The following is a 13,041-nucleotide window of genomic DNA, read 5'->3' as shown; positions in this document are numbered from 1 at the left end:
CGATGTCAACCGGCCGCTTTTGTTTCCGGGTCCAGCAACCGGTGCAGGTGAACGACGAAATAGCGCATATGGGCATTGTCGACGCTGGCCTGCGCCTTCGCCTTCCACGCGGCGTGCGCCGACTGATAGTCGGGGTAGATGCCAACGATGTCGAGCGCATCGAGATCACGAAACTCGGTTCCACCCAGCTTTTTCAGCTCGCCGCCGAACACCAGGTGCAAAAGCTGTTTCTTTCCGTCTTCCACGGGCATGCCGATCCTTCGCAGATTCATGAGTTTTGTGAAAGGTCTAGACCAAAGCAGTCGGTTTTGGAACCGTGGGCCGGCTCACCCTTCGTCAGCTTCGGCGATGACGCCGGCAAGCACACCAAGCAGTTCGCCACTGCCGGCAGCCAGAGCGCCATGATTCGTGACCTCGCCGGCATAGAGCGGCCGCTTGCCGGTGCGGTCTAGCAGGGTGCCGCCCGCTTCGGCGAGGATCAGGTCGGCGGCGGCGATGTCCCAGTCATGCGCATTGGGCTTGACGAAGGTCGCGTCGATCTTGCCGTTGGCGATCATCGCCAGCCGGTAGGCGAGCGAGGGGATATAGGCGATGCGGCGCAGCCGGCCCTGCCAGCTCTCGGGGATACGGTCGACCAGCGGCTTCGGCCCGCCGATGTCGACGGTGTCGGCCAGCGCCCGCACCTGGAGGCGCCGGCCGTTGAGGAAAGCGCCCTCGCCCGGCAGCGCCCAGTAGGTCTCCTGCTTGGCCGGGCATGCGAGCACGCCGGCCAGCGAGCGGCCGTCCTCGACCACGGCGACGCTGACGCACCAGGAATGCAGTCCGTCGAGAAAGCCCCTCGTTCCATCGATCGGATCGACGACGAAGGTGCGGCGGGCCGACAGCCGGGCATGATCGTCGGCGGTCTCCTCCGACAGCCAGCCATAATCCGGCCGCGCCTTGAGCAGGGTCTCGCGCAGATAGGCGTCGACGGCATGGTCGGCTTCGCTCACCGGCGAGGTGCCGCCCTTCATCCACACCTGCGGGTTGTGGCCGAAATAGCGCATGGCGATCGTGCCCGCCTCGCGGGCGGCATCGCGCAGCAAAGCGAGGTCCTCGTGCGCCCCGGCTGAGATGGCCATGTCAGGCACCGGCAAGGGTCATCCCTTCGATCAGGAGCGTGGGCGCGGCAGTGCCGAAATTGCGGTCAAGGTCGCTCGCCGGCACCATGTTGAGGAACATGGTCTTGAGGTTGGACGCGATCGTCACCTCGGCCACCGGATAGGCGAGCGCGCCGTTCTCGATCCAGAAGCCGGAGGCGCCGCGGCTGTATTCGCCGGTCACCATGTCGACGCCCTGGCCAAAGACCTCGGTGACGTAGAAGCCGCGCTTCAGGGCGCCGATGAGCTCCTCCGGCGAGCGCTCGCCCGGTTCGATGGCGAGGTTGGTCGAGGACGGCGAAACGGAAGAGCCGTTGCGCGAGCCGCGGCCATTGGTGGCGAGGCCGAGCTCGCGCGCGGCGGAGGTCGACAGGAACCAGTGGTTGAGCACACCCTTCTCGACCATCAAAAGCCTCTCGCCCTCGACGCCTTCGCCGTCGAAGGGGCGCGAGGCCTGCCCGCGGCGCCGCAGCGGCTCGTCGGTGACGGTGATCGCGCTTGAGGCCACCTGTTTTCCCATCATGTCGCGCAGGAAGCTGGTCTTGCGCGCCACCGCCGCGCCGTTGATGGCGCCGGCGAGATGGCCGGCAATGCCGCGCGCGACGCGCGGGTCGAACACCACGTCGACGGGACCGGTGGCGGCCTTGCGGGCGCCGAGGCGGCGCACGGCGCGTTCGCCCGCCTTGCGGCCGATGTCTTCCGGCGCGTCGAGATCGGCGAAATGCTGGCGCGAAGAAAACTCGTAGTCGCGCTCCATCGCCGTACCCTCGCCGGCAATGACGCTGGTCGCGCGCGAGAAGCGCGAGGCGACATACTGGCCGAGGAAGCCATGCGATGTGGCGAGCACGAGGCCGCCCAGGCCGGCGCTGGCATTGCTGCCGGACGAATTGGTGACGCCCTTGACGGCAAGCGCCGCCGCTTCGGCCGCAAGCGCAGCATCCTTCAGCTCATCGGCTGAAACCTCGGTCGGATCGAAGAGATCGAGATCGCGCAGATTGCGGGCGAGCAGCGCCGGATCGGCGAGACCCTGATAAGGATCCTCGGGCGAGACCTTCGCCATGGCGACGGCGCGCTCGGCGAGCATCTTGGGATCGGAAGCGGCGGTGGCCGAGACGCTCGCCACCCGCTGACCGACGAAAACGCGCAGCGAGACATCCTCGCTTTCCGACGATTCGGTGCCTTCGACCTTGCCCAGCCGCACCGACACGCCGGCCGAGCGGCCGCGCACCGCGACCGCGTCGGCGGCGTCGGCGCCGGCGCGCTTCGCCGCCTCGACGAGCGCCGCGACGCGGTCGGTCAGTTTCGCTGCGTCGAGCGTATCGGCCATGCGATTTGTCCTGTTTGTTTCAAGCGGTCTCGGAGGAAGACGCTGCCGCACCATCTATGGAAGCTGCGGCACCATCTATTGTTCCATTGCCGCTTGTGCAATGGGCGAAGGCCAATCAGGATGCCGCGACCAAATCGCCCAAAGGCGGCCGGAGCGGTCGCCTACGGCACAATTGCCTGTTCGGAGTTTCCCGCATGACGCCTTTCCATCTCGCCTTCCCGGTCCGCGATCTCGACGAAACCCGCGCCTTCTATGGCGAGGTGCTGGGCTGCGCGATCGGCCGCTCATCCGCCACCTGGGTCGATTTCGACCTCTACGGCCACCAGATGTCGGCGCATTTGCGGCCGCGGGCGGTCGAGGCCGCCCGCGACGGCAAGGTCGACGGCGTGGCCGTGCCGATCCCGCATTTCGGCGCTGTGCTTCTGATAGACGAATGGGAGCGGCTCGCAGCGCGGCTCGAAGCCCGCTCCGACATAGATTGGCTCGAACGGCCGATGGTGCGATTCAAGGGCGAGCCCGGCGAACAGGCGACGCTGTTCATCCGCGACCCGTCTGGCAATGCCCTGGAGTTCAAAGGCTTCCGCTCACTGGAGCAGGTATTCGCACACTAATCAGAAACGGTCGGCCGCGAAAGGCGCGACACGCGCCGGATCACCGCGTCCTGCGATCACATCGGCGATCAGCCGCGCGGTGATCGGCGCCAGCGTCAATCCGAGATGGCCATGGCCGAAGGCGTGGATGACGCCGGGACAGCGGCTGGACCGGCCGATGACCGGACGCGAATCGGGCAGCGACGGACGGAAACCCAGCCATTCGGATGACGGCCGGCCGAGTTCGGGAAAGAACTGCCGCACACCGCGGTCGAGCAGCGCCAGCCGGCGCGGGTTTGGCGGCGCCGCAAGCCCGCCGAGCTCGACGGTGCCGGCGACTCGCAGCCTGCCCTCCATCGGCGTCATGTAGAAGCCGAGATCGACCGGGCAGACCGGCCGGTTGAGCAGCGGCGCTTCGGTCGGGAATTCCAGATGATAGCCGCGCTCGGTGTCCAGCGGGATCCTGTCGCCGGCCTGGGTGGCCAACGCCCGTGAGCGGGCGCCTGCCGCGACCACGACTGTCCGCGCCGTGATGCCAAGACCAGGACCGCTCAGCCGGATGCCGCCGGCGTCCGGCGCGAGGCCGGTTACCTTTGCTCGCACCAGTTGGACGCCGCGGTCCGCGGCAGCCGTCGCAAGCCGCTGCATCACCGCCTTCGGATCGCTGACATTGATTGAATCCGGGAAAAGCAGGCCCTGCGGCTGAAACTCCGCCAGTCGCGGTTCCAGCGCGGCCACCTGCTCGGCGGTCAGCGCCTCCTGATGGACGCCAAACTTGGCGCGCATGGCCCGCCCAGCAGCCGCGGCAGCGAAATCGCCTTCACGCCGGTAGATGTACAGGCAGCCGTTGCGACGCAGCAGGTCGGCGAGGCCAGCCTCCGCCGCCATCTCCTCCCACGCCGGCAAGGCCTCGGCAAGCAGTCCGGCGAGCGCCAACGCGTTGGCGCGGGTGGCCGCCGGAAGAGACTGGCGGACGAAACGGATCAGCCATGGCGCGAGTTGGAAGAGCGCCGCCCAGCGCAGCGCGAAGGGACTGTCGGGATCGAACAGCAGCTTCGGCAGCGCGCGCAGCACGCCCGGATTGCCGACCGGCATGCAGGCATATTCGGCGATCGTTCCGGCATTGCCGAACGAGGCGCCGGAACCCGGCTCGTTGGGGTCGATGAGCAGCACCTCGCGGCCTTCGCCGGCAAGGCGTAATGCCGTCGCCAGGCCGACGACGCCGGCACCGACAATGGCGATTTCGACGATTTTCGGCGCTGGCTTCGACGCGGATGCGGGTGTCATGGTCTTAGRCGAAGCCGGGCAATTGCAGGTGACCGGCCGCGAGCAGCTCGGCCATCGCGGTGAGCGCGGTGCGCAGATCGTCCTGCGAACGGGCCGCGCCGACATTGATGCGCACGCCGTGCTGCACCGGCTCGCGGCCGACCGCGAAGGCATCGCCCGGCAGCACGGCGACGCCGCGTTCCAGGCAGGTGCGGGCAAAGCCGGCGCCGCGCCAGGGTTCAGGCAGGCGCAGCCAGGCATGCGTCGAGGTGGGGTGGCTCTGGATGTCGAAGCGCCCCAGGATCTCRCTCAGAATGGCCTGGCGCTGGCGCAGCTCCTGCTTCTGGATCTCGATGATGCGGGCTGCCGCCCCCTCCTCGATCAGCGTTGCCCCGATCAGCGCTGTCAGCGGGCTGATGCTCCAGCAGTTGATGYGCAGCGCCGCCGCGATCTGGCCGGCTATGGGGCGCGGGGCGATGACGAAGCCGAGGCRCAGGCCGGGCGCCAGGCATTTCGACAGCGCGCCGAGATGGATGGTCAGTTCGGGCTCGAGACTGGCGAAAGACGGCGGCGGATCGTCGGCCAGCGGACGGTAGACGTCGTCCTCGATGATCAGCACGTTGTGGCGGCGGGCAACCGCGGCAAGCTCGTGCCGGCGTTGCTCGCTCAACGTAATCGTCGTCGGATTGTGCAGCGTCGGCACCAGGAAGACCGCGCGCGGACGCAACTGCACGCAGGCGACTTCGAAGGCGTCGGGACGCATGCCGCCGCGATCCATCGCGACGCCCCGCAAGTCGAGCCCGTGCACGCGGCAGAGCGCGTTGATGCCCTGGTACGTCACCTCGTCGGCGAGCACGACCTCGCCATGCCGGGTAACGGCGCCAAGAACGCAGTCGAGGCCATGCTGGGCGCCGGCTGCGAGCACGACGCGGCCCGGGTCGCCATCACCGGCGACGGATCTCAGCCAGTCGGCTATCGCCGCGCGCGCCCAAAGCGGCCCCTCCGGCGGATGGTAGTCCTGCAGAGAGGCATAGTGCCGATCCTTGGGGAGCCGCGGCAGCAGCGCAGCGACCGCGTCGAGATAGGCGGAGGTGGGCGGCCGGTTGACGGAAAGGTCGATGATGCCGCTCTGGTCGCTCGGCGCCGACACGAAGCCCGGCCGCTCGGCGACGTCGCGGGCGGCAACCGTGGTGCCGCGCCCCGGCCTAGCCTCGAGCAGCCCCTGCTCCTGCAGAGTCGAGAGCGCGCGCGTCACCGTCGTGACGTTGATACCCAATGCACGCGCGATCTCGCGCTGCGGTGGCAGCCGGTCGCCGACCGCGAGCGTGCCGGCGGCGATGCGTTCGGCGATCGCGTCGGCAAGACGGCGATAGACCGGACTTTCATCCTCCGTGAGGCGAAGATCTTGGAGCATACGGGATTCGAACTAGGGCTGACGTCTCACTTGTGGGGCATCTAGCATAAGACATTGCCTCGTACAATAGAGCTTGTCCGACAGGCATCCGCTCGATGTCCGGTCAAAATAATCACACAACTTAGCAAAAATTCCCTTGACGGGCAAAGTTGTCCGCATCTATGGTCGATTTCAGGTTAATTGTGTGACCATGCAAGTCGGGCGATCTGCCGAGCGGCAGGCTGGTTCCCGGGAGGACGAGGCATGGATCGCAAACCGTATCTCGAATCGATCAGCTGCATCCGGGACTGCGGACAATGAGCGCCGTCCGGACTGCGATGYCGGCCACCCCCGCCATGGCCTCGCTTGCCGCACTCGCCGATTCCACTGGCCGGGGATTCGTCGAGTTCACCGATGTCGAGAAGTCGTATGACGGGCGCACCTTCGCGGTGACGCGAATGAACCTTACCGTCGCGCGCGGCGAATTCCTGACGCTGCTCGGCCCCTCCGGCTCCGGCAAGACGACGACGCTCAATATGCTCGCCGGCTTCGAGCGGCCGACGCATGGCACGATCACGCTGGAAGGCCAGCCRGTCGACCGCCTGCCCCCCTACCAGCGCAATATCGGCATGGTGTTCCAGAACTATGCGCTGTTTCCGCACATGACGGTGGAGGAGAACGTCGCCTTCCCACTCTCGGTCCGCCAGGTGAGCAAGGCCGACATTGCATCCCGCGTGGCGCGTGCGCTCGATATGGTGCGGCTCCGGCAGTTCGGCGATCGCCGGCCGGCACAGCTGTCCGGCGGCCAGCAGCAGCGTGTGGCGCTTGCCCGCGCTCTGGTGTTCCAGCCGAGCCTGGTGCTGATGGATGAGCCGCTCGGCGCGCTCGACAAGAAGTTGCGCGAGCATATGCAGCTCGAGATCAAGCAACTGCATACGATGCTCGGCGTCACCATCGTCTATGTCACGCATGACCAGAGCGAGGCGCTGACGATGTCGGACCGCGTCGCGGTGTTCAATCTGGGCGCGATCGCCCAGCTCGGCACGCCCGACGATCTCTACAACGCGCCGCAAAGCTCGTTCGTGGCGAGTTTCATCGGCGAGAACAACACGCTGGAAGGCGTGGTCGACCGCGTCTCGGGCTCGCAATGCCGCGTGCGGCTCAACGGCGGCGGCGAGATCACCGCCTTGGCCGTCGGCGTCACGCAAGGCAGCGCCTGCCATGTCGCCGTGCGGCCCGAGCGGCTGAACCTGGCGCCCACACCCGCCGGCGGCAACGCGCTCCCGGCCACCGTCGACGGGCGTATCTATCTCGGCGACCACCTGCGCCTTCTGGCCAGGCTCGCCAACGACCAGGTGCTGACCGTGAAGGTCGGCCCCGAGGCGACCATGGCAAACGGCGAGACCGTGACGGTTTCCTGCGCGCCCAACGATTGCCGCGCCTTTCCGGCCGATGCCGGAACGRCCGGCGCCACTCCAAAACAGGGGAACCCGACATGAACTATGTGAGGAAACATCTCATCGCGCTGGCCGCCGCCACGGCCGTCATGACGTTCGGCCACGCAGCTATGGCCGACGAGCTCTCCATCATGGCGAGCGGCGGCGCCTGGCAGGACGCGCAGCGCAAGGCCTGGTTCGAGCCGTTCAGCAAGGAGACCGGCGCCAAGATCCTCGAGCAGGAATATCTCGGCGATCTCGGCAAGGTCAGGGCCATGGTCGAGACCGGCAACGTGCCGATCGACCTGGTGACGGTCGAGACCGCGACCGTGCTGCAGGGCTGCGATGCCGGCATTCTCGAGCGGCTCGACTATTCCAAGATTGCGCCCCGCGACAAGTTCATCCAGGRCTCGGCCCTCGATTGCGGTGTCGGGCTCGATGCTTACGGCGACATCCTCGCCTATGACCCGACCGTGCTGAAGGAGGCGCCGAGCTCGGTGCTCGACCTCTTCGACACGACGAAGTTCCCGGGCAAGCGGGCCATGCGCAAGTTCCCGGCGCAGAACCTCGAATGGGCGCTGATGGCCGACGGCGTGGCCCCTGCCGACGTCTATAAGGTGCTCGCCACGCCGGAGGGTGTCGACCGCGCCTTCAAGAAGCTCGACACGATCAAGAAGGACATCGTCTGGTGGGATGCCGGCGCGCAGCCGGCGCAGCTGCTCGCCTCCAAGGAAGTGGTGATGACCACTGCCTGGAACGGCCGCATCCAGAACGCCATCGACAACGACAAGAAGCCGTTCAAGATCGTCTGGAACGACCAGATCCTCGAATACGACATGATCAGCATTCCCAAGGGCGCGCGCAATCCGGAGCTTGCCTACAAGTACCTCGCCTATATCAGCAAGCCCGAGAACAACGCCAAGCTCGCCAGCTACATCACCTATGGGCCGGTGCGCACGGATGCTGCATCCTTCGTGGCGGCGGACGCGCTGCCGAAGCTGCCCAACGCCCCGGACCATCTCAAGGGTGCCTATCTTGTCGCCGACACCGAGTTCTGGGGCGATTATGGCGAGGACCTCGTCAAGCGCTTCAACGCCTGGCTTGCCCAGTAGGACCCAAGATGTCGGCGTTCCAGCCCAGCGAACTCGACCGGCCGACGCTGGCCCGCGACCGGTCTGCCGCCGATGCGGATCTCAAATCCGTGTCGGCGGCGCTCCGCCGCGCCGAATTCGGCGACCGGCTGCGCTCGCTGCTCCTGGCCGCACCCTTGCTCATCCTCCTGGCGCTGAGCTTCGGCATCCCGATCGTGCTGCTGCTTTCGCGCGCCGTTTACGATCCGACCATTGCCGACGCCTTGCCGCGAACCACCGTGGCGCTCGCCGGCTGGAACGGCCAGGGCCTGCCTGGCGACGAGGCCTTCACCGCGCTTGCCGCGGACCTCAAGGACAACCAGGCCAAGGGTACAGCCTATGAGCTGGCCAAGAGCCTGAACGCCCGCCTCCCCGGCGCGCGCAGCCAAATACTGAAGACGGTGCGCAAGCTCGAAAACGCCGACGGCCAGGCCGCTCTCGACGCCATGAAATCCCTGCCCTTCTGGTCGGCGCCGTCGACCTGGCCGGCGATCCAGAGCGGCACGCGCAGCCTAACCTCCTTCTACCTGCTCAGCGCGCTCGACCTGCGCTGGAACGCCGATGGCGGCATCGAGCGTGTGCCGCCCGAACAGGCAATCTTCGTCCAGGTGTTCGCGCGCACCTTCTTCGTCGCGGCGGCCGTGACCCTCGCGACGCTGCTGCTCGGCTTCCCGCTCGCCTACCTCATCGCCAATGTGCCGAAGGGGCTGGGGGCCATCCTGATCGTCGCCGTGCTGTTGCCGTTCTGGACGTCGATCCTGGTGCGCACCGCCGCCTGGACGGTGCTCCTGCAGAAATTCGGACTGGTCAACGACATGCTGCTTTGGCTGGGCGTCGCCAGTGACCGGCTCGACCTGATGTACAGCCGCATGGGCTTGATCATCGCCATGACGCATATCCAGCTGCCGTTCACGCTGCTGCCGATCTACAGCGTCATGCGCACCATTCCGCCCTCGCAGATGAAGGCCGCCTATTCGCTCGGCGCCAGGCCGTTCACCGCCTTCCGCCGCGTCTACATTCCGCAGGTCTTCCCGGGCGTGATGGCCGGATGCCTGCTCACCTTCATCCTCTGCCTCGGCTACTACATCACGCCGGCGCTGATCGGCGGCGCGAGCGACCAGCTGATCAGCAATTTCATCGCCAACTACGTCAATGTCGAGCTGAACTGGGAGATGGCGGCGGCGCTGAGCTTCATATTGCTCGTCTTCACGCTGGCGCTGTTCGGCATCTTCGCCCGTATCCTCGGCCTCGACCGCCTGAAGCTGGTGTAGCCATGCTCCTGTCCCCCTACCCGACAACCGGCGAACGCATCCGCATCACCCTGCTCTGGCTTTGGTGCGGGCTGGTGATCCTGTTCCTGCTGGTGCCGATCCTCATTCCGGTGCCGCTCTCCTTCAACAGCGGAGCCTTCTTCATCTTCCCGCTCGAGGGGATCTCGACGCGCTGGTACGAGGTGGTGCTCGGCACGCAGCGCTGGCAGTACGCGATCGGCAACAGCCTGATTGTGGCCTTCGGCACGACGCTAATCGCAACCACGCTCGGCACGCTGACGGCGATCGCGCTTTCCGACGAGAAATTCCCCGGACGCCGCATCGTCATGCCGCTGTTGCTCTCACCGCTGATCGTGCCGGTGGTGATCACCGCCGTCGGCTCGTATCTGTTTTACGCGCGTGTCGGRCTGGCCAGCACCTATGCCGGCATCATTCTGGCGCATACGGCTTTAGCCAGCCCCTTCGTCGTGGTGACGGTGGGTGCCAGCCTCACCGGCTTCGACCGCAATTTGATGCGCGCCGCCGCGATCTCGGGCGCCAAGCCAGTGACAGCTTTCTTCCGGGTGATGCTGCCACTGATCCTGCCGGGTGTCCTATCGGGCGCGGCCTTCGCMTTCGTCACCTCCTTCGACGAAGTGGTGGTCGTGCAGTTCCTCGCCAGCGCCAGCCAGCGCACCATGCCGCTCGAAATGTTCATCGGCCTGCGCGAAAAGCTCAGCCCCGCGATCACCGCCGCCGCGACGCTGATGATGGCACTGTCGATCGTGCTCCTGGTCGTCGCCAACCTTCTGTCGCGGCGCGGCCAGAAACGGGCGCGCGCGGCAGGGTAGTCGGATCTACGCGCCGGCCACCGGCGCCCAGACCACATCCTCGATCCTGGCGGCACCCGTCGCGAGCATTACCAGGCGGTCGAAGCCGAGGGCCGATCCGCTCGCCTCAGGCATGACGGCAAGAGCGGCTAGAAAATCCTCGTCGAGCGGATAGCGCTCGCCATAGACACGCTCCTTCTCATCCATCTCGGCGATAAAGCGGCGGCGCTGCTCGGCCGGATCGGTCAGCTCGCCGAAGGCATTGGCGAGTTCGACGCCGCAGCAATAGAGCTCGAAGCGCTCGGCAACGCGCGGGTCCTGCGCGCTCGGCCGGGCCAAGGCAGCCTCCGAGACCGGATAGCCGTAGAGGATGGTGGCGCGCCCCTGCCCCAGCGCCGGCTCGACCTTTTCGACCATCACCCGGCTGAACAGATCGGCCCAATTGTCGTCGGGCGCGGTGCGCAGGCCGGCGCCGACCAGCGCCTCGTGGAGGGCTTCGCGATCGGTGCTGCCATCGGCGGCGACGCTCGCCAGAAGATCGATGCCGCCATACGCCAAGAAGGCGTCCGCCACGCTCAGCCGCTCCGGCTCGGCGAACGGGTCGGCCTCCCGGCCGCGGAAACGGAAGCTTTTCGCGCCGGCCTTTTCCGCGGCGAGTGCCAGGAAATCGGCGCAGTCATCCATCAGGCTCTCATAGGTCTGGCCGACGCGGTACCATTCGAGCATGGTGAATTCCGGATGGTGCAGCGGCCCGCGCTCGCGGTTGCGCCAGACCGCGCCGAGGCTGAAGATGCGCTTCTCGCCGGCGGCAAGCAGCTTCTTGCAGGCGAATTCCGGCGAAGTGTGGAGGTAGAGCGGCCGGCGCGACGCGTCGGGCGCGACCTCTTCGGTGGCGAAGGCGGCAAGATGCGCCTCGTTGCCGGGCGAAACCTGCAGCGCCGATGTCGTCACCTCGACGAAATCGCGTGTCCCGAACCAGCCGCGAAGCGCGGCAGCTATGGCGTTGCGCGCCATCAGCCTTGGCCGGCGATCGGCATGAACATGCGGCGTCCACCAGGGCGAAGCGTCACTCATAGGCAGGAAAATCGCTCTGAAGGCTGGCGGTTCGGCGCAAGATGCGCTAGGGCRCACGCGAAGGCCGCCGTAGCCGATTTATAGCAATCAACGCTTGCAGGCCGAAAAACTCGATTAGGATTGAATATCGTGGTCAAGGTCATCGCCAGTTCCTTACGCAAAGGCAACGTCGTCGATAAGGACGGCAAGCTCTATGTCATCCTCTTTGCTGAAAACATCCACCCTGGCAAGGGCACGCCGGTGACGCAGCTCGACATGCGCCGCATCGGCGACGGGGTGAAGGTTTCGGAGCGTTACCGTACGACCGAGATGGTCGAGCGCGCCTATGTCGAGGAGCGCGAGCACACCTTCCTCTATTCCGACGGCGAAGGCTTCCATTTCATGAACCCGGAAAGCTACGACCAGGTCGTGGCTTCGGAAGGCGTGGTCGGCGACATGGCCCCCTACCTGCAGGAAGGCATGGCCGTGCAGCTCGCGCAGTTCAACGGCGTGCCGATTTCGCTGACGCTGCCGCAGCGCGCCGTCTTCGAGGTGGTGGATACCGAGCCGGTCACCAAGGGCCAGACGGCGTCCTCGTCCTACAAGCCGGCCGTGCTTTCCAACGGCGTGCGCACCGCCGTTCCGCCGCACATCACCGCTGGCACCCGCGTGGTGGTGATGACCGCCGACGGCTCCTACGTCGAGCGCGCCAAGGACTGAGAGCCGGAGTTTCACTGCAGTTCAATTGCTCGGCCCGCCTGCGACCGGGCGGGCCTATCATTGGCACGGTTCCCAGCCGTCTGGACGCCACGCTCTGACCGAAGCGAATTTGCGTTTACCGCGAGGTGAAGGGCAAATCCGGAGGCCGGGCATTTGGGCGGGGGTTTCTCAACCCGAACCTCCCTCAGCTAGCCGTTCGGCTGCAGCGTTGTGCGGGCGATTTTCCAGGCGGATTCGACGTGCCGCCGCGCTGCGGCTTCCGCCTCCTCCGGCTTGCGCGCCCTGATCGCATTCATGATCTCGTTCATTTCGGCGATCGCCGGCTCGCGTCGGTTCGCCGAGGCGATCGTCATCGAACGCAGCTGGTTGATGCGCACATTCAGCCCACTCACGATCTCCCAGGCGACCCGCTTATCCGCAGCCTCGAACAGCGCTTCGTAGAATTTCGTCGTCGCCCGCATCACCGCCGGCGGCTTACCCGAGGCCCAGGCTTCGAAGAGTTCGCTGAGGGCTTGCTCCAGTATGGCCAATTGCGCATTGGTCGCCGATTGCGCACAGGCGCGCGYCGCGATCCCTTCCAGCAGCGCCCTGAGCTCGTAGATTTCGTCGGTGCGGCCGAGATCCGGCTTGGCCACCGCCGGCCCGTGTCCGGGGACCATCTGCACAAGCCCCTCAGCCTCCAGTTGCCGCAAGACCTCGCGCACGACTGATCGACTGACGCCGAGCTGGTCGCAAAGTGGCCGCTCGACCAGCCTTTCCCCCGGCTGGAAATGAAAATCCATGATGGCCTCGCGCATGCGCTCGAGAGCCAATGTTCTCAAGGTTTTGGCGCTGCGATCGATGCGAAGCGTATCGTCCTGCATGTGCTTGCTCCCTGCGCGGTCACAAAAACAGATTCCATGGCCAG

13 protein-coding genes are annotated in these 13,041 nt (G+C 66.4%); 6 read left to right on the top strand and 7 right to left on the bottom strand.

Annotation, left to right across the window (positions count from 1 at the left end):
* Nucleotides 1-5 precede the first annotated feature (5 nt).
* The 3 genes from ORS3428_RS13245 to ORS3428_RS13235 form a co-directional block, all read right to left on the bottom strand.
* Complete coding sequence (locus ORS3428_RS13245) at nt 6-251, bottom strand: DUF4170 domain-containing protein (RefSeq protein ID WP_071099245.1); 246 nt, start codon at nt 249-251, stop codon at nt 6-8.
* Between the two features lie 75 nt (nt 252-326).
* Nucleotides 327-1,121, bottom strand: coding sequence for a 3'(2'),5'-bisphosphate nucleotidase CysQ (locus ORS3428_RS13240; RefSeq protein ID WP_071098348.1), 795 nt, complete (start codon nt 1,119-1,121; stop codon nt 327-329).
* 1 nt (nt 1,122) lies between these two features.
* Nucleotides 1,123-2,466 (bottom strand): TldD/PmbA family protein, encoded by a 1,344-nt coding sequence (locus ORS3428_RS13235; protein ID WP_071098346.1) that lies wholly within the window; start codon nt 2,464-2,466, stop codon nt 1,123-1,125.
* Between the two features lie 194 nt (nt 2,467-2,660).
* On the opposite strand from ORS3428_RS13235, the gene ORS3428_RS13230 reads away from it, so the two are divergent.
* On the top strand, nt 2,661-3,077 hold the full coding sequence (locus ORS3428_RS13230) for a VOC family protein (protein WP_071098344.1): 417 nt from the start codon (nt 2,661-2,663) through the stop codon (nt 3,075-3,077).
* Here the strand turns inward: ORS3428_RS13230 and ORS3428_RS13225 are convergent, their stop codons facing one another.
* Entirely contained in the window at nt 3,078-4,343 is a 1,266-nt protein-coding gene (locus tag ORS3428_RS13225; protein WP_071098342.1) for an NAD(P)/FAD-dependent oxidoreductase, read from the bottom strand.
* A 4-nt stretch (nt 4,344-4,347) separates the two neighbouring features.
* A complete protein-coding gene (locus ORS3428_RS13220; RefSeq protein WP_071098340.1) occupies nt 4,348-5,736 on the bottom strand; it encodes an aminotransferase-like domain-containing protein in 1,389 nt (462 codons plus the stop codon).
* A 296-nt stretch (nt 5,737-6,032) separates the two neighbouring features.
* Between ORS3428_RS13220 and ORS3428_RS13215 the strand changes: the two genes are divergently transcribed.
* From ORS3428_RS13215 to ORS3428_RS13200, 4 genes are read left to right on the top strand one after another with little or no spacing between them, the layout of a single operon-like run.
* Nucleotides 6,033-7,214, top strand: coding sequence for an ABC transporter ATP-binding protein (locus ORS3428_RS13215; protein WP_083355129.1), 1,182 nt, complete (start codon nt 6,033-6,035; stop codon nt 7,212-7,214).
* The gene (locus tag ORS3428_RS13210) at nt 7,211-8,263 is read left to right on the top strand and encodes an ABC transporter substrate-binding protein (protein WP_083355128.1); all 1,053 of its coding nucleotides are present in this window, start codon (nt 7,211-7,213) and stop codon (nt 8,261-8,263) included. The genes ORS3428_RS13215 and ORS3428_RS13210 overlap by 4 nt, the downstream gene beginning before the upstream one ends.
* A gap of 8 nt (nt 8,264-8,271) precedes the next feature.
* Nucleotides 8,272-9,552 (top strand): ABC transporter permease, encoded by a 1,281-nt coding sequence (locus tag ORS3428_RS13205; RefSeq protein WP_083355127.1) that lies wholly within the window; start codon nt 8,272-8,274, stop codon nt 9,550-9,552.
* Nucleotides 9,553-9,554: 2 nt separating this feature from the next.
* Nucleotides 9,555-10,382 carry an ABC transporter permease gene (locus ORS3428_RS13200; protein ID WP_071098338.1) on the top strand — a complete coding sequence of 276 codons (828 nt, stop codon included), beginning with the start codon at nt 9,555-9,557 and terminating at the stop codon, nt 10,380-10,382.
* Nucleotides 10,383-10,388: 6 nt separating this feature from the next.
* Here ORS3428_RS13200 and epmA read toward each other — a convergent pair whose 3' ends face one another.
* Entirely contained in the window at nt 10,389-11,435 is a 1,047-nt protein-coding gene (gene epmA / locus ORS3428_RS13195; RefSeq protein WP_071098336.1) for an EF-P lysine aminoacylase EpmA, read from the bottom strand.
* 129 nt (nt 11,436-11,564) lie between these two features.
* Here epmA and efp point away from each other — a divergent pair, with 129 nt between their 5' ends.
* Complete coding sequence (efp, locus tag ORS3428_RS13190) at nt 11,565-12,134, top strand: elongation factor P (RefSeq protein WP_071099241.1); 570 nt, start codon at nt 11,565-11,567, stop codon at nt 12,132-12,134.
* Between the two features lie 188 nt (nt 12,135-12,322).
* Here the strand turns inward: efp and ORS3428_RS13185 are convergent, their stop codons facing one another.
* The gene (locus ORS3428_RS13185) at nt 12,323-12,997 is read right to left on the bottom strand and encodes a GntR family transcriptional regulator (RefSeq protein WP_071098334.1); all 675 of its coding nucleotides are present in this window, start codon (nt 12,995-12,997) and stop codon (nt 12,323-12,325) included.
* Nucleotides 12,998-13,041: the final 44 nt, after the last annotated feature.

It is taken from the genome of Mesorhizobium sp. ORS 3428 (assembly GCF_001854785.1).
Lineage (GTDB): Bacteria > Pseudomonadota > Alphaproteobacteria > Rhizobiales > Rhizobiaceae > Mesorhizobium.
The sequence above is the reverse complement of the archived record's forward strand: the minus strand, read 5'-3'. Positions and strand labels throughout refer to the sequence as shown.

Coding starts and splice junctions, on each gene's coding strand:
- ORS3428_RS13245 (WP_071099245.1), bottom strand. CDS start 251: ATGCCCGTGGAAGACGGAAAGAAACAGCTTTTGCACCTGGTGTTCGGC.
- ORS3428_RS13235 (WP_071098346.1), bottom strand. CDS start 2,466: ATGGCCGATACGCTCGACGCAGCGAAACTGACCGACCGCGTCGCGGCG.
- epmA (WP_071098336.1), bottom strand. CDS start 11,435: ATGAGTGACGCTTCGCCCTGGTGGACGCCGCATGTTCATGCCGATCGC.
- ORS3428_RS13225 (WP_071098342.1), bottom strand. CDS start 4,343: ATGACACCCGCATCCGCGTCGAAGCCAGCGCCGAAAATCGTCGAAATC.
- ORS3428_RS13240 (WP_071098348.1), bottom strand. CDS start 1,121: ATGGCCATCTCAGCCGGGGCGCACGAGGACCTCGCTTTGCTGCGCGAT.
- ORS3428_RS13205 (WP_083355127.1), top strand. CDS start 8,272: ATGTCGGCGTTCCAGCCCAGCGAACTCGACCGGCCGACGCTGGCCCGC.
- ORS3428_RS13230 (WP_071098344.1), top strand. CDS start 2,661: ATGACGCCTTTCCATCTCGCCTTCCCGGTCCGCGATCTCGACGAAACC.